We start from the raw sequence: 20,526 nt of genomic DNA on the forward strand, positions 1-20,526 counted from the left end.
CCCCCTCTCTACACTGATTAAGTGGATGTGCCATGTTATTTAAACGTTCTCTTTTATGTCTTGCGATAAGCGCAGCATTGCCTTTTTATGCTTGCGCAGAAAATATCACGCCAGCAAAAGATCTGCCTGATAATGAAGAAGAGGTCGAGTTTAACGATCAATTTCTTTTAAATGGCAGTGCTAGTATTGATATTAATCGTTTTTCACATGGCAACCCGGTTTTACCGGGGACCTATCGCACTAAGATCAACCTGAACGGTAAACTGAAGTCCACCGTGGAGGTAACGTTTAAAGATAACGGAACACCTCGTGCAACCCCGTGCATAACAAAAGTGCTGCTGTCACAATCGGGTGTCGACACCAGCACATTGCCTGACGGACCGGAAGACGATGAAACCTGCGTCGATATTAAAAAGTCCTTCCCTGGCGCTACGGTTAACTATGACAGTGGCAAGCAGGCTATGGACCTTACTTTTCCACAGATTTATGTGCTGAAGCGCCCGGCTGGTTATGTCGATCCGTCGTTATGGGATAATGGAATTCCTGCTGCTCTGCTCTCGTATGACATGAATGGCTGGCGTAGTGAAAACAACGGCAGTACATCAGAAAGTGCATATATAGGATTACGCTATGGCCTGAATATGGGGCCATGGCGTCTTCGCTCGCGTGGCAATCTTAACTGGGACAAAGATAGCGGCACAAAATACTCCAGCCAGGATGTCTATTTGCAGCGCGATATCACGCCGTTGAGCGCCCAGTTCGTAATCGGTGATTCTTACACGCGTGGTGAGGCATTTAACTCTTTGAGCCTGCGCGGCGCACGTATGTATAGTGATGATCGCATGCTGCCAATCGGTTCAACAGGCTACGCGCCTGTTATCCGGGGTGTTGCGAACAGTAACGCGAAGGTCAGCGTCACGCAGAGCGGCAATAAGATTTATGAAACGTCGGTGCCACCTGGCGCGTTTGAAATAAACGACCTGAGTACCACAGGCTACGGTAATGATTTATTGGTAACGATTGAAGAGGCAGATGGTAGCAAACGTTCCTTTACCGTACCCTTTTCATCCGTTACTCAGATGCTCCGGCCGGGAGCCTCTCGTTGGGATGTTGGTTTAGGCGAGTTAAATGACAAGTCACTGATCGATGCCCCTAAAGTGGGTTACGGTACACTTTACTATGGCCTGAATAATACGTTCACGGGTTATATTGGCGCACAATACACCGATATGGATTTTTATGCAGGTATTCTCGGCGTGGCAATGAATACCCGTGTTGGTGCGTTTGCATTCGACGTTACGCAATCTTATACAGATATCGAGGGACTGGATACATTAAGCGGCCAAAGTTATCGTTTAACATACAGTAAAATGATTGAGTCGACCAATACCTCCTTTAACGTTGCGGCTTATCGTTTCTCAACTGAAGATTACCTGACGCTTAATGATGCGGCGCAACTTCAGGACAGTATTAAGCACCAGGAATACTCAAATCGTAGCTATGACTCAAACGAAGCGCTGTATGCAGACTATCAACGTACCAAAAACCAGGTGCAAATTAGTCTTAATCAACCGCTAATCTCTGGAGAAGACAATTTTGGCTCCCTTTATGTAAGCGGAACCTGGCAGGATTACTGGAACGCTACGGGCTCAAATTCCAATTACAATATTGGATATAACAATAGCTTCACCTATGGTAGTTATAGCCTGTCATTACAGCGAACCTATGATCAGAACGGTAAAAAAGACGACAGCGTTTATTTAAGCCTTAGCATTCCATTGAATGTTTTCTCAACGGACAGAGGACGTTCCGGCGGATTCTCGAACATCAACATGGGCTTACGTTCTGACCTTAAAGGTGGGACAAGCTTTAATACATCCGCGGGTGGAAATACGCAAGATAATAAAGTGAGTTATTCCGTTAGCGCCTCGTCAAACAGTGGTAATTACGGCGACCTGAATCAGATAAGTGGCTATGGGTCATATAATAGTGAATATGGCCCGCTGGGTTTATCTGCATCTTTTGGCGATGACAACAGTAAGCAATATTCAGCTTCCTATAATGGTGGCATGGTCTTGCATTCCGGGGGAATCGCATTTGCACCTGGAAGTATTGGTGACAACGATGCGCTGGCGCTGGTCAAAGCCAGTGGTGCCAAGGGGGCAGGTATCGGCTATGGGAGTAGCGAAATTGGCAGTTCCGGCTATGGCATTCTGCCTTATATGTCCGCCTATCGCGAAAACCGCGTTTACCTTGATATCAGCACGCTGGAAAACGATGTTGAAATTAAAAATACAAGTGAAATTACGGTTCCCCGCAGTGGTTCCGTCGTACTGGTTGATTTTGAAACCGATGAAGGTCGTTCATTAATTTTAGAACTTCAGCGTACCGATAAAGGATTTATTCCTTTAGGCGCGGATGTTTTAAATGAAAAAAATGAATCAATCGGCACCGTGGGCCAGGCGGGGCAAGCCTATGTCCGCGGCGTTGAAGATGAAGGTACGCTTCATGTTGTCTGGGGAAGCGATAAAGACAGTAAATGTGACGTGCATTATAACGTCTCAGCAAATGCTCAAAAAATAGGACTTACAACGGTACTGAACAATCAAGTGTGCCAGATGTAATTATTCAGGAAAATAGACAAGAGTTTATATGAAAAAAAATCTTTTCAGTCTGTCAGCCATTGTTCTGACGATGCTAACGTCATCAGGTTCGGCACTCGCCGAGGGCACTAATTTAGATGTTAACTTCACGGCTAATATCCGTGAAACTACCTGTGATATGAAACTGGTCGGTGGTACGGGTTCCGATACGCAACAAACGCTGACTATAGGTAATAATGGACAGGTGCGACTTGACGATGTGAAAGCCGGGACTGCAAACGCTACTTTCAAAATCGTGATCGTCGAATGTCCGGCATCTCTTACCTCACTGAAAACGACAGTAAAAGGATCCCCATCGGGTTATTTAGCTACCGGGCTTAAGAACCAGATCGTAAAAGAAAGCGGTGGTTCAGATTATGCTGCTGTCGAAATCGCCAGAGCTAGCTCACCGACCGCCCCGTTTACCATTAACTCTACCGTGGATGCGGAACGCCTGGTCTGGACCTCTACAGAAATCCAGAATAAGGAGGTTCCATTGGTGGCCACTATGCGTGAGACCCAGGCAAACAAAATGTCACTTGGTGATTTTCAGGCTGTAGCGACTTTTGAATTTAGCTACGAGTAATTGGCGCAGGAAAACGGAGCAACATCATGAAATTTAAATCAACTTTTATCGCCCTGTCCGTTTCTGCCCTTCTGTTCTCTGGAATGACAAGTGCAGCAATTACAGGTACCAGCAGCGTTGAGATGACGATTAAAACCAAAGTTGTATCGGGTACATGTACAGCCAAAGTGCTTAACGGTGCAGGAACTGCGTCCACTGAAATTGCGTTTGGCGATGTATACAAATCAGATCTGGTGAATAAAACCCGCGTCGAACCACTCAAAATTGCCTTCACCAACTGTTCCGGGGTAACAAAGGCAACGGTCACTGCCGCGAAAGGCGCTGGCGGAGAATGTAGTGGCACAGATAAGAGCGGCGACTCGTTTTCTGGAGGCCTGGCAACAGGTTTTGAAATATGGTCTGGCGTTGTTGATACCGGTCTACTCTTGAGCTGTAACACCCCTCCGGCAGCACAAGAAGTCACCATTACTAATGGCACCGGCGAATTCCCAATGAATTCCCGTATTGTAGTCGGTAAAGGCCAAACCATTGCTGATGTTGGCACAGGTGCGGTTACCGCTCCGGTAACGTTTACCGTCACCTATCAATAGTATCAGGAATCACCATGCAACAATCACCGTTAAATTTACACCAGCCCGGTCTTGTGTTGCTTATCGGTCTGGCTGGTAGCACTCTGCCTGGCATATGCCAGGCAGGTTCAGGCATGGATGTAAACCTGACAGCAAATATTGTAAATAATACCTGTCGGCTAAGCGTCGAAAATGGCGGAGAGATCTATTTGCCGACCGTGTCACGAGACTGGTTTTATAACAGCGACAAGAGCAACCGTTTATCGCCAACCGACGATGAAGCTGGAACGCCTTTTACGATTCACGTAGATGACTGCTACGCGGGCAATACAGAAGCCGCAACGATTAATCAATTGAAATTTAGTTTTGCTCCGCAAAATGGCTTCTGGAGCAATCACAACCAGGTCTTTAAAAACGATGCCACAGCTGGTGCGGCCGAAAATGTGGGAATCGTTATTTTCTCTGAAAAATACAGAACGAACGTTTTGAAAAATGATGGAACATCTAACGTTATTTACGATGTCAGTGAAAGTAGCGAAAGCTATATAAAAGATTATGGATTTTATGCGCGTTATCAGAACGTTGGAACGATCACCAGCGGCACCGTGATGAGTAATGTTTTGGTTAATGTGAGCTACGAATAAAGGGATTTATAATGAAGGAATATCTCAGTCTATTAGCACTCATGATGCTCGGAATGTCTGGCGCAGCACAAGCTCGTGAATGTAAATTTTACGCTGGCACGGACGATGTGTTAATTATGTCTCCGGGAACACAACCGGTGATTACCCCCTTACCCGTGGGTACGGTAACCACCCCAACGCAGATCAGCACCACGATCCTGATGGAGACAACACCGACATTAAGATCGCACTGCTCAGGCGGTGATGATGGCGCCGATGTTTATCAGTTAACCGATAATGCCATGCTGAGTGGGGAAATAGATGGCAAAGCCACGTTCAGTACCAACATCCCGGGGATTGTCTACACCCTGGCATTTTACCCGGATGGCAATGGCGTAACTGCATGGTTTCCTCCAAATGCGTACGCATTTTATAGAACGGGTATCGTCGGTTATGATTATGACATGCTTGATGAGAAAAACTGGCACGTTCGTATGGAGTTTTGGCAGACGAATGGATTTAATGGAGTGCCCTTAGATCAGAATTTCCTGACCGCAAGCAGTGGACCAATCGGTCAGATTGTCATCGGCGACCCAGATGAGCAGAAAAAAGACGACCATCCACGTCCGCGGGTAAATATGTCTCAGATGTCTTTCAGCATTCCCCTAAACCGTCCGACCTGTGCATTACGCGCTCCGACAACGGTTGACCTGGGAGACTGGTACCCCGCTGAAGTGGAAAACGATAATACCCGTAAAGTCGAGTTTCACATTACGGGAACATGCGTAAATACAATCGCTGTTTACTATACGTTATCCTCCACGCATACCACCGCTGATAAGAAATATTTTACTAATACTATTGAGAGTAATAGTGGGATTACTGCGGCAGGAGGCGTCGGCGTCATGATTTTAGATGCAGATAATAGTTCTATGCCCGTGCCGGCAGACAGTTCCAAACGAACTATTGCTACAGGAACGATATTTGGGGATCCCGTTAATATCATTGACAGATCAATTTGGGCCAAGCTGGTCAAAACCGGCAGCGACCCGGTAACCGTCGGTATTTTCGGCACCAACGTGACCTTCCAGATCACCTACGAATAACCTACCCCTGCGGCTGATTACTGATCAGCCGCGACATCGTCTCCAGCGAATCCGTTCTTAAGATGTACAACCGTTTTAGCAAGAACGGATTATCCCCCGGCTTCACTTTCCCTTTTACCGTCGTCACCGCCAGGTGAAAGCCCGCATCATTCGCTGCTTTTATCGCCTTTCCGTCATAGCCGCCAAAAGGGTAGGAGAGGTAAAGCACGTGCGGATTAAACTGGCTCAGCGCGCGGCGCGAGCGCTCAAAATCAAACAGAATAACGTGATAGCTGCGGCTTAATAAAATGGGATGTCTGGTGCCATCCACACGGTGCAGAAAGTGCGTATGCGACTGGATATCAAAGACATCCTGAATCGATTTCAGCTCCGACACGCTCATAAACTGGAGCGATTTCGGGTCCCATTTTTGCGGATGACGTTTAATCCGCGAGGAGATAATAAACGCGGTGGCGTGAAAGCCATATTCTTTGAGGATTGGCCAGGCGTAGCGGCTGACCGACTTTAGCCCATCGTCAAAGGTAATCACTACCGCTCTTGCGGGAAGGTTCATCTTATTGCGGACATAACCTTCGAGTTGCGCCATGGTCAGCGTGGTGTACCCCTGATCCCGCAGCCAGGTCATCTGGTTGCTGAACGCGCGCACGCTGGTGGTCGTGGAGGTGTGGCGAAACCGGGTATTCTCTTCATCACGCAGGATATGGTGATAGGTCAGCACCGGAATGCCATGATCCTCCTGCGCGTCCAGGCTGCTTACCCACGCCAGCCGGTTGCCGATGCGGATCTGATACCAGGACTGATTTAACCGATCTTTCAACTTGCTCAGAATGGGGTAGCGCAGGTTAGCGCTTAGCGTCCCGAACACCACGCTGCCGCTGTCGGGCGCGTTATAAACAGGTGTATCTTTCCAGGTGATGAGGTTTTGATTGCTGAGCGGCTTCTTCAGATCGCCGAGGCTGTCTTCAATGCGCTGTTTGCCCTGGACCGACTCCAGATGCCCTTTATCGATAAAACCGTTGCCGAAGCCGAAGCGAAACTCGCCATACTCCTCTGCGCCGGGTGTCACCGCCAGGATCTGCCCGGCGCGGATATTCCCGACGTTAATGACATTGTTGCCGATCTGCGCCCAGATGGCCGCATCTTCGGTCGTTTGCATATAGCGAGCAGGCTGGTCGATCAGGCTGGCAAATGCGCTGCCGGAAACCAGCAGCAAAAGAAACAGAAAGCGCATGAACATGGCATATGAATTGATGTGTGAAATCAATGCGTATTGTAACAAAAGTGCCAGCAATACCAACGTTTAATTTTTATACGCGTCCTGCATGAGGATAAACGGTGGATTTTTTTGCTGCTGGTGCCAGAGGCTACTCACCCCGGAACCCCCGCGATTAACGATCGCGTCGCGAAACGCCATGCTGCTGAGCGTGTCGCGCTGCGGATACATCTGTTCAAGTAAGGGAAAGCTAATACCCGATATGACCTCGCAGCGGTCATGTTTGTGGCTCATCAGCGCGGCAGAGCGATACGGCGCCGCGCCGGACTTATCGGTCAGGAAAATTACACCATCGCCGGAATCGGTCTCGTGCAGCGCGTCGCACATCATCCGGCTGAGCATATTGGTGCTCAGTCCACGCCAGTAGTTTACCGCCCGACACTGTGAAAGCGGCCCGAAACGGGCCTCAAGCTTCGCCAGCATCTCCTGTGCATCGTCATCATGACAGGTAATCACCCATCCCAGCATAATACCCTCCTTAGCAAGGGGATAAGTCTACCGGGTTGAGGAGAAAATATCGGTGATAGCTGTCAAAGAAAGCGGCTTCGTCCCGGCGGCTCGCACGCCGCCGGGACGCGCGGTTAACTACGCAGGCCGCGTCCGCGCTGGATCAGATACCAGCAGAGCAGGTAAAACGCGACGATGAAGATGGCCAGCACGGCAACGGTCGTTACCAGCGGGACATCGGTAATGCCAAGGAAGCCAAAGCGGAAACCGCTGATCATATAGACGATGGGGTTCAGGTGCGACAGCGCCTGCCAGAACGGTGGCAGCAGCGTCAGGGAGTAGAATACCCCACCGAGGTAGGTCAGTGGCGTGAGCACAAAGGTGGGGATGAGGCTGATATCATCGAACGTTTTTGCAAACACCGCGTTTAACAGACCCGCCAGCGAGAACAAAATCGCCGTCAGCAGTAACGTCAGCGCCACAAACAGCCACGAGTGCACCTGGAACGGCACAAAAAACAGCGAAACCGCCGTCACCAGAATCCCCACGCACAGGCCGCGCGCCACGCCGCCGCCCACGTAGCCCGCGATAATAACGTGCGTCGGTACCGGCGCTACCAGCAGCTCTTCAATGTTGCGCTGGAACTTCGCGCTAAAGAACGAAGAGGCGACGTTCGCGTAGGCGTTGGTGATCACCGCCATCATAATCAGCCCCGGCACGATAAACTGCATATAGCTAAAGCCGTGCATTTCACCGATGCGGGAGCCAATCAGGTTACCGAAGATAATAAAATAGAGCGTCATGGTGATGACCGGCGGAACCAGCGTCTGCACCCAGATGCGCATAAAACGGTTAATCTCTTTGGCCCAGATACTCTTCAGCGCCACCCAGTAGAGCTGCATCATGCCTGATCTCCTTGTTTATCATGGACCAGCGAAACAAAGAGTTCTTCCAGTCGGTTAGCTTTGTTACGCATGCTCAATACCTGAATACCCTGGGCGCTCAGCTGAGCGAAGACACTGTTAATCCCCTGCTCGCGCAACACTTCCACTTCCAGCGTGGAGGTATCCACCAGCCGGTACTGATAGCCTTCCAGCTTCGGCAGCGGGCTTTTCGCCGCCAGATCGAGAATGAAGGTTTCAGACTTGAGCTTGGAAAGCAGATCTTTCATGGAGGTATTTTCCACCAGCTCACCGCGCTGAATAATGCCGATATTGCGGCACAGCATTTCCGCCTCTTCCAGGTAGTGCGTGGTCAGAATGATGGTGGTGCCTTTGTCGTTCAGATCTTTCAGGAAACCCCACATGGAGCGACGCAGTTCAATATCCACACCAGCGGTCGGCTCATCAAGGATAAGCAGCTTTGGCTCGTGCATCAGCGCGCGGGCAATCATCAGGCGGCGCTTCATCCCTCCGGACAACATCCGCGCGCGCTCGTTACGTTTCTCCCACAGATCAAGCTGTTTCAGGTACTTTTCGCTGCGCTCAAGCGCCTCTTTGCGCTCCACGCCATAGTAACCCGCCTGGTTAACAACAATCTGCTGTACCGTCTCAAACGGGTTAAAGTTGAACTCCTGCGGCACCAGCCCCAACTGGCGCTTGGCGTTGACCACATCTTTTTGCAGATCGTAGCCAAACACGCTGACGCGGCCCGAGGTTTTATTGACCAGTGAACTGATGATCCCGATGGTGGTGGATTTCCCTGCCCCGTTCGGCCCCAGAAGCGCGTAGAAATCTCCCGCTTCGACTTTAAGATCTATCCCGCGCAGCGCCTGAACGCCCCCCGGGTAGGTTTTTTTGAGCTGTTCAAGCTCCAGTGCAATCGCCATGAATTCAACTTACCTTAAGTTCTGACACACGTTGTGTGGTTTCATTAAAAGTCGGGTTACCCTATAGTAGCGCAACGCAATCACTTGGTTACAGGTCGCTAACCTCCATGAACGACATAGATACACTCATCAGCAACAATGCACTATGGTCAAAAATGCTGGTGGAGGAAGACCCCGGATTTTTTGGAAAACTCGCGCAAGCGCAGAACCCACGCTTTCTCTGGATTGGATGTTCTGACAGCCGCGTCCCCGCCGAACGTCTGACTGGTCTTGAACCTGGCGAACTGTTTGTTCACCGCAATGTGGCTAACCTGGTTATTCATACCGATCTCAACTGCCTTTCGGTTGTTCAGTATGCCGTTGATGTTCTGGAGGTCGAGCACATTATTATCTGCGGCCACTACGGCTGCGGCGGCGTGCAGGCGGCGGTCGAAAATACAGAGCTGGGGTTAATCGATAACTGGCTGCTGCACATTCGTGATATCTGGTTCAAACATAGCTCACTACTGGGCGAAATGCCGCAGGAGCGCCGTCTCGACACGCTGTGTGAGCTGAACGTGATGGAGCAGGTGTATAACCTGGGCCATTCGACGATTATGCAGTCTGCCTGGAAACGCGGGCAGAAGGTCTCTATCCACGGCTGGGCGTACGGTATTCACGACGGCCTACTGCGCAATCTGGAAGTGACCGCCACCAACCGCGAAACGCTGGAACAGCGTTACCGCTCGGGAATTGCCAACCTCAAGCTTAAGCACGTTAACCATAAATAACAAAGCCGGGGGTTTTCACCCTCTCCCTGTGGGAGAGGGCTGGGGTGAGGGCATCAGCCCGCAATTATTCGTCCAGAATCACCACTTTCCCAACATACGGCAGATGGCGATAACGCTGTGCGTAATCAATGCCGTAACCCACCACGAATTCGTCCGGGATGGAGAAACCAACGAACTCCACCGGCACCTGCACTTCACGGCGCTCAGGCTTATCCAGCAGTGTACAAATCGCCAGTGATTTTGGTTCACGCAGGCTCAGGATCTCACGCACTTTAGAGAGCGTGTTGCCGGAGTCGATGATGTCCTCAACAATCAACACATCTTTGCCACGAATATCTTCATCCAGATCTTTCAGGATTTTCACATCACGGGTTGTGGACATGCCGCTGCCGTAACTGGAGGCGGTCATAAAATCGACCTCGTGCGGCACCTGCACTTCACGGCACAGGTCTGCCATGAACATGAAAGAGCCACGCAACAAACCGACCAGCACCATTTCGCTGCCGCTGTCCTTGTAATGTTCGGTGATTTGACGACCCAGTTCGGCGATACGCGCTTTGATCTCGGCTTCCGGGATCATCACTTCAACAGTATGTTTCATATTACTAACCAAATGATTTTAGTGAAAATCTCTCAATGCGGATGACTCTCGCTCCGGCATCGATACGCAAGCCAGCCATTATACCAGTAAATGGATAAGCCTGGCGTATGAGTTATAAAAAGCAATATTTGTGATTCCGATCACAGTTGTTAATACCTATAATTAATTGCTAGCAAATAATTAACAAAACTGACGAGTACTTTTCTATGGCTGAAACAAAAACTAAACAGCCGCGTCTACTGGTGACATTAACAGCCGCGTTTGCTGCATTCTGCGCGCTGTATTTGTTAATCGGTGGCGTATGGCTGGTCGCGATTGGCGGCTCCTGGTACTACCCGATTGCGGGTCTGGTTATGGTTGGCGTAACCGTCCTGCTTTTACGCAGAAAACAATCTGCTCTGTGGTTGTACGCAGCGTTACTGCTCGCAACCATGATCTGGGGCGTCTGGGAAGTCGGGTTCGACTTCTGGGCGCTGACGCCGCGCAGCGACATTCTGGTCTTCTTCGGTATCTGGCTGATCCTGCCGTTTGTCTGGCGTCGTCTGATTGTCCCTTCCAGTGGCGCCGTGGCCGGTCTGGTCGTTGCTCTGCTGATTAGTGGCGGCATCCTGACCTGGGCCGGTTTTAACGACCCGCAGGAGATCAATGGCACGCTGAACGCGGAATCCACGCCGGCTGCGGCTATTTCGCAGGTGGCGGACGGTGACTGGCCTGCTTATGGTCGTAACCAGGAAGGTCAACGCTACTCCCCGCTGAAGCAGATCAACGCGGACAACGTGAAAAACCTGAAGGAAGCCTGGGTATTCCGTACCGGCGACCTGAAGATGCCAAACGATCCGGGTGAGCTGACCAACGAAGTGACCCCGATTAAAGTGGGCAACATGCTCTACCTGTGTACGGCGCACCAGCGCCTGTTCGCGCTCGACGCGGCCACCGGTAAAGAGAAATGGCACTTTGATCCACAGCTGAACTCCAACCCGTCGTTCCAGCACATCACCTGCCGCGGCGTCTCTTACCACGAAGCGCGCGCAGATAATGCCAGCCCGGAAGTCATTGCCGACTGTCCTCGCCGCATTATGCTGCCGGTGAACGATGGCCGCCTGTTTGCCATCAACGCTGAGACCGGTAAGCTGTGCGAAACCTTCGCTAACAAAGGCATTCTGAATCTTCAGACCAACATGCCGGACACTACGCCGGGTCTGTATGAGCCGACCTCCCCGCCAATCATCACTGATAAAACCATCGTGATTGCCGGTTCGGTAACGGATAACTTCTCTACCCGCGAAACCTCCGGCGTTATCCGTGGTTTCGACGTGAACACCGGTAAACTGCTGTGGGCCTTCGACCCGGGCGCGAAAGATCCTAACGCGATCCCATCCGATGAACACACCTTTACCTTTAACTCACCGAACTCCTGGGCACCGGCAGCGTATGACGCGAAGCTGGACCTGGTTTACCTGCCGATGGGCGTGACCACGCCGGATATCTGGGGCGGTAACCGCACGCCGGAGCAGGAACGTTACGCCAGCTCCATCGTGGCGCTGAACGCAACGACCGGTAAACTGGCATGGAGCTACCAGACCGTTCACCACGATCTGTGGGATATGGATATGCCGTCCCAGCCGACGCTGGCGGACATTACCGTTAACGGTAAAACCGTTCCGGTGATTTACGCCCCGGCCAAAACCGGCAACATCTTCGTGCTGGATCGCAGCAACGGTAAGCTGGTTGTTCCTGCGCCAGAAAAACCGGTTCCGCAGGGCGCGGCCAAAGGCGACTACGTCACCAAAACGCAGCCGTTCTCTGACCTGAGCTTCCGTCCGAAGAAAGATCTCAGCGGTGCAGACATGTGGGGTGCCACCATGTTTGACCAGCTGGTGTGCCGCGTGATGTTCCATCAACTGCGCTATGAAGGCATCTTCACGCCGCCTTCAGAGCAGGGCACGCTGGTCTTCCCGGGTAACCTGGGGATGTTCGAGTGGGGTGGGATCTCCGTTGACCCTAACCGTCAGGTCGCCATCGCTAACCCAATGGCGCTGCCGTTCGTTTCCCGTCTGATCCCACGCGGTCCGGGTAACCCAATGGAGCAGCCGAAAGATGCGAAAGGCAGCGGTACCGAAGCCGGTATCCAGCCGCAGTATGGCGTTCCTTATGGTGTGACCCTGAATCCGTTCCTTTCTCCGTTCGGTCTGCCGTGTAAACAGCCTGCCTGGGGTTATATCTCCGGTCTGGATCTGAAGACCAATAAGATCGTCTGGAAAAAACGTATTGGTACGCCACAGGACAGCATGCCGTTCCCGATGCCTGTTCCAGTGCCGTTCAATATGGGTATGCCAATGCTGGGTGGCCCAATCTCCACCGCCGGTAACGTGCTGTTTATCGCGGCAACCGCAGATAACTACCTGCGCGCGTACAACATGACCAACGGTGAAAAACTGTGGCAAGGCCGTCTGCCAGCCGGTGGACAGGCAACGCCGATGACCTATGAAGTGAATGGCAAACAGTATGTTGTCATCTCCGCGGGTGGTCACGGTTCGTTTGGCACGAAGATGGGCGACTATATTGTCGCGTATGCACTGCCTGACGACGCTAAGTAACGAAAAAGCCCGGTGGCGCTAACGCTTACCGGGCCTACGGGTGCCCTATGTAGGCCGGGTAAGGCGAAGCCGCCACCCGGCTTTTTTTATACGGTAAAACCGAGCATCATCCCCGTATCTTCATGCTCCAGCAGATGACAGTGGGCCATATAGGCAAACTCTTTCGGTGCCTCGTGGTCGAACTTCACCAGCACCTCGCTGACGCCGCCTTCCACCCTCACCGTATCTTTCCAGCCCGCGCGATGCGGCTCCGGCGCTTTACCATTTTCAGACAGAATACGGAACTGCGTGCCGTGGATATGGAACGGGTGCAGCATCATGTCCCCTTCGCCTGAAATCACCCAGCGTTCAAACTGCCCTTTCGTGGCGGCGAACATGGGCGTATTCATATCGAACGCTTTGCCGTTGATGCGGTTGGCATTGTGGAAATCGAAACCATGGCCGCCGTGATCCATGCCGCCCATATTGCCATGATCCATATTCATATGGCCCATCATCTGGCCGTGATGCATTCCCGCCATGGCCTGATTGCCGTACTTCTTCATCAGCGCCTGCATGCCCATCATGTCGAGCATCGGGTCCATGGAAAGCTTAAGTTTACGCTGCGTAAGCCCGTCCAGCGACGGGAGTGCTGGCAGAGTGGTGAGGGTCTCCGGCAGCGTACCGGAGGCGGTGATCTGTAGCGGCTGAATGCGCAGGACCGGATGCGGCTTATCAAACGGCGCGACGGCCATCCCCATCTGGCTGACCGGCAGGGTCACCAGGTCAAACGCTTTGCCATCGCTGATATCCACCAACACCTCGAAGCGCTCGCCCATCAGCATCGGCAGCTCGCTCACCTTCACCGGCTCCGGCAGCAGGCCGCCGTCGCTTGCCACTACATAAAGCGGGCGTTTATCGCTGGTGGCGCAGTTCAGGGAGCGGGCGTTACAGCCGTTAAGCAGACGTAAGCGCAGCCAGCCTTTTGGCGCGGCATGCTGCGGGTAGATCGCGCCGTTGGTCAGCAGCGTATCGCCAAACCAGCCTACCGCCGCGCTCATTACGTCCAGCTGATAGTCAATTTGCCCGTCAGCGCTGAATTTTTTATCCTGCACAATCACCGGGACATCGTCGATACCCCACTGTTTCGGCAGGCGCAGCAGGCGGCTTTCATCGTCTTCAATCAGCACCAGCCCGGCCAGCCCCATCGCCACCTGATGGCCCGTTTTGCCATGCTGATGCGGGTGGAACCAGCAGGTCGCCGCGCGTTGTTCCGGGGTAAAGGTTACGCTGCGTTTACCACCAGGCCTGATGACGCCCTGAGGCCCCCCATCCACTTCGCCCGGGACTTCCAGCCCGTGCCAGTGCAGCGTGGTCTCTTCCGCAAGCGTGTTATGAATGTCTACCGTCACCGCCTTCCCTTTGCGTAACTGCAACGCCGGGCCGAGCAGATTGCCGTTATACCCCCACGTCGTGGCGGCGTGCTGACCGAACGTGGTTTTACCGGCCTGCACCACAAGCTGAATGCGGCTGCGGGCATCTGGGGCGAGTAATTCAGGAATGGGTAAAGCCGGTCTGTCGGCGGCAAAAACGGCGCGGCTCCAGAGAGGTATCGCGCTGGCAACCCCCAGCGCGGCAGAAAATTTTAAAAAATCACGACGTTGCATGTGCATTTCCTTATTTCCAGCAGGCGATCTTTTGAGCATAAACCCTCCCCTTACCGGAAGGTCAAGCACGGCGGCAATAATAAAGATCGTCGGCCTGGCATCAAGTATGCTAACGTTAATTTTCCGTGATGCAGTGGTAAAGGCAATGAAGACGTTTTTCAGAACAATTTTGTTCGCCAGCCTGATGGCGATGTGTGCGAACAGTTACGCGCTAAGTGAAAACGAAGCGGAAGATATGGCCGATCTGACGGCAGTTTTTGTTTTTCTGAAAAACGATTGTGGTTACCAGAATTTACCCAATGGGCAAATTCGTCGCGCACTGGTCTTTTTTGCCCAGCAGAATCAATGGGACCTCAGCAACTACGACAGCTTCGACATGAAGGCGCTCGGTGAAGACAGCTACCGTGATTTAAGCGGTATTGGCATTCCCACTGCTAAAAAATGCAAAGCGCTGGCTCGCGATTCACTCAGCCTGCTCGCCTACGTGAAGTAACTTTCCCGACGCCCCTTGTTGACCCGCTAACCGCCTCTCGGCGGTGTTGTGTTGCACCCATCTGCCGGATGTAATGGATGTTAACGAAGGAGGTGCTCCCCATGACCGAAAAAACGGTATGGCAAGAAACGCTGCACGACCAGTTTGGTCAGTATTTTGCCGTGGATAACGTGCTCTATCATGAGAAAACCGATCATCAGGATTTGATAATATTCGAAAACGCCGCTTTTGGCCGCGTGATGGCGCTGGACGGCGTGGTGCAAACCACCGAGCGCGACGAGTTTATCTATCACGAAATGATGACCCACGTCCCGCTGCTGGCCCACGGCCACGCGAAGGACGTGCTGATTATCGGCGGCGGCGACGGCGCGATGCTGCGTGAAGTCTCTCGCCATCAGAATGTCGAAACCATTACCATGGTGGAAATCGACGCCGGGGTCGTGTCGTTCTGCCGCCAGTATCTGCCCAACCATAATGCCGGCAGCTATGACGATCCGCGGTTTAATCTGGTTATCGACGATGGCGTCAATTTTGTTAACCAGACCACGCAAACGTTTGATGTCATTATCTCTGACTGTACCGACCCTATCGGTCCGGGCGCGTCGCTGTTTACCTCGTCGTTTTACGAAGGCTGCAAGCGCTGCCTGAAGCCTGCCGGAATTTTTGTGGCGCAAAACGGCGTTTGCTTCCTGCAACAGGATGAAGCGCTTGATAGCCACCGTAAGCTGAGCACCTATTTTGCTGACGTCAGCTTCTATCAGGCGGCCATTCCGACGTACTACGGCGGTATCATGACCTTTGCCTGGGCGACGGATAACGACGTCCTGCGCCATCTCTCCACCGAAATTATCCAGGCCCGCTTCCATCAGGCCGGGCTCCAGTGCCGCTACTACAACCCGGCTATCCACACCGCAGCCTTTGCGTTGCCTCAATATCTGCAAGACGCGCTGTCCTCAAAGGAGGTGAACTAATTGAAAAAGCTTAAACTGCATGGCTTTAACAATCTGACCAAAAGCCTGAGTTTTTGTATTTACGATATCTGCTACGCCAAAACAGCAGAAGAGCGCGATGGTTACATCGCCTATATCGATGAACTCTACAACGCCAACCGTCTGACCGAGATCCTGACAGAGACCTGCTCGATTATCGGCGCGAACATCCTCAATATCGCGCGCCAGGATTATGAGCCTCAGGGTGCGAGCGTCACCATTCTGGTGAGTGAAGAGCCGGTTGACCCACAGCTTATCGACAAAACCGAACACCCCGGCCCGCTGCCGGAAGTGGTGGTTGCTCACCTGGATAAAAGCCACATCTGCGTGCACACCTACCCGGAAAGCCACCCGGAAGGCGGGCTGTGTACCTTCCGCGCGGATATTGAAGTGTCCACCTGCGGCGTGATTTCACCGCTGAATGCGTTGAATTATTTAATCCACCAGCTGGAATCGGACATCGTCACCATTGATTATCGCGTACGCGGTTTTACCCGTGATATCAACGGCATGAAGCACTTCATTGATCATGAGATCAACTCCATTCAGAACTTCATGTCCGAGGACATGAAGTCGCTGTACGACATGATGGATGTGAACGTCTATCAGGAGAATATCTTCCACACCAAAATGTTACTTAAGGAATTCGACCTTAAGCACTACATGTTCCACACGAAGCCGGAAGATTTAAGTGAAGAAGAGCGAAAGGTCATTACCGACCTGCTCTGGAAAGAGATGCGCGAAATTTACTACGGCCGTAACATTCCGACCGTGTAAACGTGACCCGGAGCAGGGACGCTTCGGGAAGTTACTTCTGTTTCATAAAGTCGCGGTAGGCATTCACCACACTCAGGAAGTCTTCCACGCCGCACAGCGACAGGCTCTCTTCGTCGTAGTAGCTCATCCCCTCTTCCATTTCATCACCCGAGAACTCAAGCTGGTTGGCGCGCACCATCACCTCTTCGCCATCCATCCACAGCGTGTATTCGTGCCCGGCGCGTTGCCAGGAGCGTTCACTGCCTTTCACCGTTTCCGCCGCCTGTTCGACTTCATCCAGCAGCGCGAGGTTCTCTTTCACCTCTTCGTTAAACCAGTGTCCAACGGCTTCGTGCCCCATCGACATTCGCACTTTCACCACGCCGGTGATGTCGCGCAAAAATTCGTAATCCATAGCGTTTTCCTCTGCAAAGCCATTAGGGTAATTATCGCAGCAGAGAGGAAGAAAAAAAGCGGGAGAGGTGGGAGGAATGAAAATAAAAAGGTGAGAGCAAGACCCTGCGGCCTGATGCCCTCACTCCGTCCCTCTCCCACGGGAGAGGGTGCAAACACTAAAAACCGTCTCGTAGAGACGGTTTTGCTGTTTATACGGCCGTCTGGAAGATCACCCCGTCTGCCTTCTCGGTGTACTGAGAGAGCTGGTCGAAGTTCAGGTAGCGATAGGTATCCACCGCCGTCTTATCCACCTGAGCCACAAAGGTCTGGTACTCTTCCGGCGTTGGCAGTTTGCCAATCAGCGCCGCAACCGCCGCCAGCTCCGCAGAGGCCAGGAAGACGTTCGCACCGGTACCTAAACGGTTCGGGAAGTTACGGGTCGAGGTGGAGACCACCGTCGCGCCGTCGGCTACGCGCGCCTGGTTGCCCATACACAGGGAACAGCCAGGAATTTCGATACGCGCACCGCTCTTACCAAACACGCTGTAGTAGCCCTCTTCGGTCAGCTGAGCCGCGTCCATACGGGTTGGCGGCGCCACCCACAGACGGGTTGGCAGCTGGCCTTTGTGGGTATCCAGCAGCTTGCCGGCTGCACGGAAGTGGCCGATGTTGGTCATGCACGAACCGATGAACACTTCGTCGATCTTCTCGCCCTGAACTTCGGACAGCGGACGCGCGTCGTCCGGATCGTTCGGTGCACACAGGATTGGCTCTTTGATATCCGCCAGATCGATGTCGATCACCGCCGCGTACTCTGCGTCAGCATCGGCTTCCAGCAGCTGCGGATCGGCCAGCCATTTTTCCATGCCCTGGATACGACGCTCCAGCGTACGACGGTCGCCGTAGCCTTCTGCAATCATCCACTTCAGCAGCACGATGTTAGAGTTCAGATACTCAATAATCGGCTCTTTGTTCAGCTTGATGGTACAGCCCGCAGCCGAACGCTCAGCGGAGGCATCGGTCAGCTCGAAAGCCTGCTCAACTTTCAGATCCGGCAGACCTTCAATTTCCAGAATGCGGCCAGAGAAGATATTTTTCTTCCCTTTTTTCTCAACGGTCAGCAGACCCTGTTTGATGGCATACAGCGGGATCGCGTGAACCAGGTCGCGCAGGGTAATACCCGGCTGCATTTTACCTTTGAAGCGCACCAGCACCGATTCCGGCATATCCAGCGGCATCACGCCGGTCGCGGCAGCAAACGCCACCAGACCGGAACCCGCCGGGAAGGAGATACCGATTGGGAAACGGGTATGGGAGTCACCGCCGGTACCGACGGTATCCGGCAGCAGCATGCGGTTCAGCCAGGAGTGGATAACGCCGTCGCCCGGACGCAGAGACACGCCACCGCGGTTCATGATGAAATCTGGCAGCGTGTGGTGCGTGGTCACGTCAACCGGCTTCGGATACGCCGCAGTGTGGCAGAAGGACTGCATCACCAGATCGGAAGAGAAGCCCAGGCACGCCAGGTCTTTCAGCTCATCACGGGTCATTGGACCGGTGGTGTCCTGAGAGCCGACGGAGGTCATCTTCGGCTCGCAGTACGCGCCAGGACGGATACCAGCGACGCCGCAGGCGCGACCGACCATTTTTTGTGCCAGCGAGAAGCCACGGTTGCTTTCCGCCACGTCTTTCGCCTGACGGAACACGTCGCTGTGCGGCAGACCCAGCGCTTCACGCGCTTTGGTGGTCAGGCCACGGCCGATGATCAGCGGAATGCGGCCACCAGCACGTACTTCGTCGATCAGCACGTCGGTTTTCAGCTCAAAGCTTGCCAGCAGCTCATTAGTTTCGTGATTACGCACTTCGCCTTTATACGGGTAAACGTCAATCACGTCGCCCATGTTCAGGTTAGAGACATCCACTTCGATCGGCAGCGCGCCAGCATCTTCCATGGTGTTGAAGAAGATTGGCGCAATTTTGCCGCCGAGGCACAGGCCGCCGCCGCGCTTGTTTGGCACGTGCGGAATGTCGTCGCCCATGAACCACAACACGGAGTTGGTGGCGGACTTACGGGAAGAGCCGGTACCCACAACGTCACCCACGTAAGCCAGCGGGAAACCTTTTTGTTGCAGGGCTTCGATCTGTTTGATCGGGCCAACGCTGCCCGGCTGGTCCGGCTCAATGCCTTCACGGGCGTTTTTCAGCATCGCCAGGGCGTGCAGAGGGATATCAGGACGAGACCACGCGTCCGGTGCCGGGGAGAGGTCATCGGTGTTGGTTTCACCGGTCACTTTGAAGACGGTAACGGTAATTTTTTCAGCAAGCTGAGGGCGGTTCAGGAACCATTCGGCATCGGCCCAGGACTGCATCACCTGCTTCGCATAGACGTTGCCTGCTTTAGCTTTTTCTTCCACATCGTAGAAGTTATCGAACATCAGTAGCGTTGAAGAGAGCGCTTTAGCGGCAATCGGTGCCAGCTTGTCGTTATCCAGCGCGTCAATCAGCGGATGAATGTTATAGCCACCCTGCATGGTGCCGAGCAGTTCAATCGCTTTTTCAGGAGTAACCAGTGGGGAGGTGGCTTCGCCTTTGGCAACGGCGGCAAGGAATCCGGCTTTTACGTAGGCAGCTTCATCTACGCCAGGCGGTACACGGTTGATCAGCAGATCTAACAGGAATTCTTCTTCGCCCTCAGGCGGGTTCTTCAGCAGCTCGACGAGCGCGGCCATTTGGGTTGCATCTAAAGGTTTGGGTACAATTCCCTCGGCGGCACGTTCTGCTACGTGCTTACGGTATTCTTCTAGCACGACGGTTCTCCTCGCTCTCATTGTCATATGCGGCGGGCGTTCTCTTCACGCTCCTGTGAGACAGCAGTTTGTAGGGTAAATGCCCGATACCGCGTCGGGCAGCATAGCAGGATTTCTGCACAGTGTTAATCTGTTTACAAAAAAGCAACATTAAAAAATTTGCTGAATCGTTAAGCATGATGTAGCACCCCGTCACCGGGCCCGGAAGCAGTTCCGTAAGTCTGTCGTCCCCCCGGCAACGCGCTGCTGGTCGCTCGCAAGAGCGGCCTTTTGAATTTCCGTCGCCTGCTCAGCCATCCGATATAATTGTGTAATAAATACTCACACTCTTTATCCGGATGCTTCAGAGTTTTTCCCAACAAAAGTCAAAACTGTAAAACACGGGTGAATGATACTC

The 20,526-nt window shown here is 52.9% G+C and carries 18 protein-coding genes; 10 read left to right on the forward strand and 8 right to left on the reverse strand.

The window, feature by feature from the left end; translation table 11 throughout:
- Positions 1-32 precede the first annotated feature (32 nt).
- The 5 genes from ACOTX1_RS09385 to ACOTX1_RS09405 are packed head-to-tail and all read left to right on the forward strand — an operon-like array spanning position 33 to position 5,526.
- Positions 33-2,624, forward strand: a complete 2,592-nt coding sequence (locus ACOTX1_RS09385; RefSeq protein ID WP_023315419.1) for an outer membrane usher protein — start codon at positions 33-35, stop codon at positions 2,622-2,624.
- A gap of 28 nt (positions 2,625-2,652) precedes the next feature.
- Positions 2,653-3,228, forward strand: a complete 576-nt coding sequence (locus ACOTX1_RS09390; RefSeq protein ID WP_023315418.1) for a fimbrial protein — start codon at positions 2,653-2,655, stop codon at positions 3,226-3,228.
- 26 nt (positions 3,229-3,254) lie between these two features.
- Complete coding sequence (locus ACOTX1_RS09395; RefSeq protein WP_023315417.1) at positions 3,255-3,818, forward strand: hypothetical protein; 564 nt, start codon at positions 3,255-3,257, stop codon at positions 3,816-3,818.
- Between the two features lie 14 nt (positions 3,819-3,832).
- Positions 3,833-4,441 (forward strand): fimbrial-like protein, encoded by a 609-nt coding sequence (locus ACOTX1_RS09400; protein WP_023315416.1) that lies wholly within the window; start codon positions 3,833-3,835, stop codon positions 4,439-4,441.
- Positions 4,442-4,452: 11 nt separating this feature from the next.
- Positions 4,453-5,526 carry a fimbrial protein StkG gene (locus ACOTX1_RS09405; protein WP_023315415.1) on the forward strand — a complete coding sequence of 358 codons (1,074 nt, stop codon included), beginning with the start codon at positions 4,453-4,455 and terminating at the stop codon, positions 5,524-5,526.
- 1 nt (position 5,527) lies between these two features.
- On the opposite strand, the gene ACOTX1_RS09410 is transcribed toward ACOTX1_RS09405, so the two are convergent.
- The 4 genes from ACOTX1_RS09410 to ACOTX1_RS09425 form a co-directional block, all read right to left on the reverse strand.
- Positions 5,528-6,763 carry a polysaccharide deacetylase family protein gene (locus ACOTX1_RS09410; protein ID WP_023315414.1) on the reverse strand — a complete coding sequence of 412 codons (1,236 nt, stop codon included), beginning with the start codon at positions 6,761-6,763 and terminating at the stop codon, positions 5,528-5,530.
- A gap of 63 nt (positions 6,764-6,826) precedes the next feature.
- The gene (locus tag ACOTX1_RS09415) at positions 6,827-7,267 is read right to left on the reverse strand and encodes a PTS sugar transporter subunit IIA (RefSeq protein WP_023315413.1); all 441 of its coding nucleotides are present in this window, start codon (positions 7,265-7,267) and stop codon (positions 6,827-6,829) included.
- A gap of 113 nt (positions 7,268-7,380) precedes the next feature.
- Positions 7,381-8,151 carry an ABC transporter permease gene (locus tag ACOTX1_RS09420; RefSeq protein WP_023315412.1) on the reverse strand — a complete coding sequence of 257 codons (771 nt, stop codon included), beginning with the start codon at positions 8,149-8,151 and terminating at the stop codon, positions 7,381-7,383.
- Positions 8,148-9,074: an ABC transporter ATP-binding protein gene (locus ACOTX1_RS09425; RefSeq protein WP_023315411.1), complete on the reverse strand. Its 927-nt coding sequence runs from the start codon at positions 9,072-9,074 to the stop codon at positions 8,148-8,150. Before ACOTX1_RS09425 ends, ACOTX1_RS09420 begins: the two co-directional genes overlap by 4 nt.
- 107 nt (positions 9,075-9,181) lie before the next feature.
- On the opposite strand from ACOTX1_RS09425, the gene can reads away from it, so the two are divergent.
- On the forward strand, positions 9,182-9,844 hold the full coding sequence (gene can / locus ACOTX1_RS09430; RefSeq protein ID WP_003856301.1) for a carbonate dehydratase: 663 nt from the start codon (positions 9,182-9,184) through the stop codon (positions 9,842-9,844).
- A gap of 64 nt (positions 9,845-9,908) precedes the next feature.
- On the opposite strand, the gene hpt is transcribed toward can, so the two are convergent.
- The gene (hpt, locus tag ACOTX1_RS09435) at positions 9,909-10,445 is read right to left on the reverse strand and encodes a hypoxanthine phosphoribosyltransferase (protein WP_003856303.1); all 537 of its coding nucleotides are present in this window, start codon (positions 10,443-10,445) and stop codon (positions 9,909-9,911) included.
- Between the two features lie 206 nt (positions 10,446-10,651).
- Between hpt and ACOTX1_RS09440 the strand changes: the two genes are divergently transcribed.
- Positions 10,652-13,042 (forward strand): glucose/quinate/shikimate family membrane-bound PQQ-dependent dehydrogenase, encoded by a 2,391-nt coding sequence (locus tag ACOTX1_RS09440; RefSeq protein ID WP_003856304.1) that lies wholly within the window; start codon positions 10,652-10,654, stop codon positions 13,040-13,042.
- An 86-nt stretch (positions 13,043-13,128) separates the two neighbouring features.
- Here the strand turns inward: ACOTX1_RS09440 and cueO are convergent, their stop codons facing one another.
- Positions 13,129-14,688 carry a multicopper oxidase CueO gene (gene cueO / locus ACOTX1_RS09445; protein WP_032634407.1) on the reverse strand — a complete coding sequence of 520 codons (1,560 nt, stop codon included), beginning with the start codon at positions 14,686-14,688 and terminating at the stop codon, positions 13,129-13,131.
- Between the two features lie 145 nt (positions 14,689-14,833).
- Between cueO and ACOTX1_RS09450 the strand changes: the two genes are divergently transcribed.
- The 3 genes from ACOTX1_RS09450 to speD all read left to right on the forward strand — a co-directional run bounded on the left by ACOTX1_RS09450 (position 14,834) and on the right by speD (position 16,947).
- Complete coding sequence (locus ACOTX1_RS09450) at positions 14,834-15,181, forward strand: YacC family pilotin-like protein (RefSeq protein WP_003856306.1); 348 nt, start codon at positions 14,834-14,836, stop codon at positions 15,179-15,181.
- Between the two features lie 101 nt (positions 15,182-15,282).
- Entirely contained in the window at positions 15,283-16,152 is an 870-nt protein-coding gene (gene speE / locus ACOTX1_RS09455) for a polyamine aminopropyltransferase (RefSeq protein ID WP_023315408.1), read from the forward strand.
- Positions 16,153-16,947 (forward strand): adenosylmethionine decarboxylase, encoded by a 795-nt coding sequence (speD, locus tag ACOTX1_RS09460; RefSeq protein WP_003856308.1) that lies wholly within the window; start codon positions 16,153-16,155, stop codon positions 16,945-16,947.
- A gap of 31 nt (positions 16,948-16,978) precedes the next feature.
- Here the strand turns inward: speD and yacL are convergent, their stop codons facing one another.
- Together yacL and acnB are read right to left on the reverse strand one after the other, a co-directional pair.
- The gene (gene yacL / locus ACOTX1_RS09465) at positions 16,979-17,341 is read right to left on the reverse strand and encodes a protein YacL (protein WP_003856309.1); all 363 of its coding nucleotides are present in this window, start codon (positions 17,339-17,341) and stop codon (positions 16,979-16,981) included.
- 190 nt (positions 17,342-17,531) lie between these two features.
- A complete protein-coding gene (gene acnB / locus ACOTX1_RS09470) occupies positions 17,532-20,129 on the reverse strand; it encodes a bifunctional aconitate hydratase 2/2-methylisocitrate dehydratase (RefSeq protein WP_023315407.1) in 2,598 nt (865 codons plus the stop codon).
- Between the last annotated feature and the right edge of the window lie 397 nt (positions 20,130-20,526).

This window comes from Enterobacter cloacae complex sp. IR5401 (assembly GCF_049238425.1).
GTDB classification, from domain to species: Bacteria; Pseudomonadota; Gammaproteobacteria; order Enterobacterales; family Enterobacteriaceae; genus Enterobacter; species Enterobacter hormaechei_C.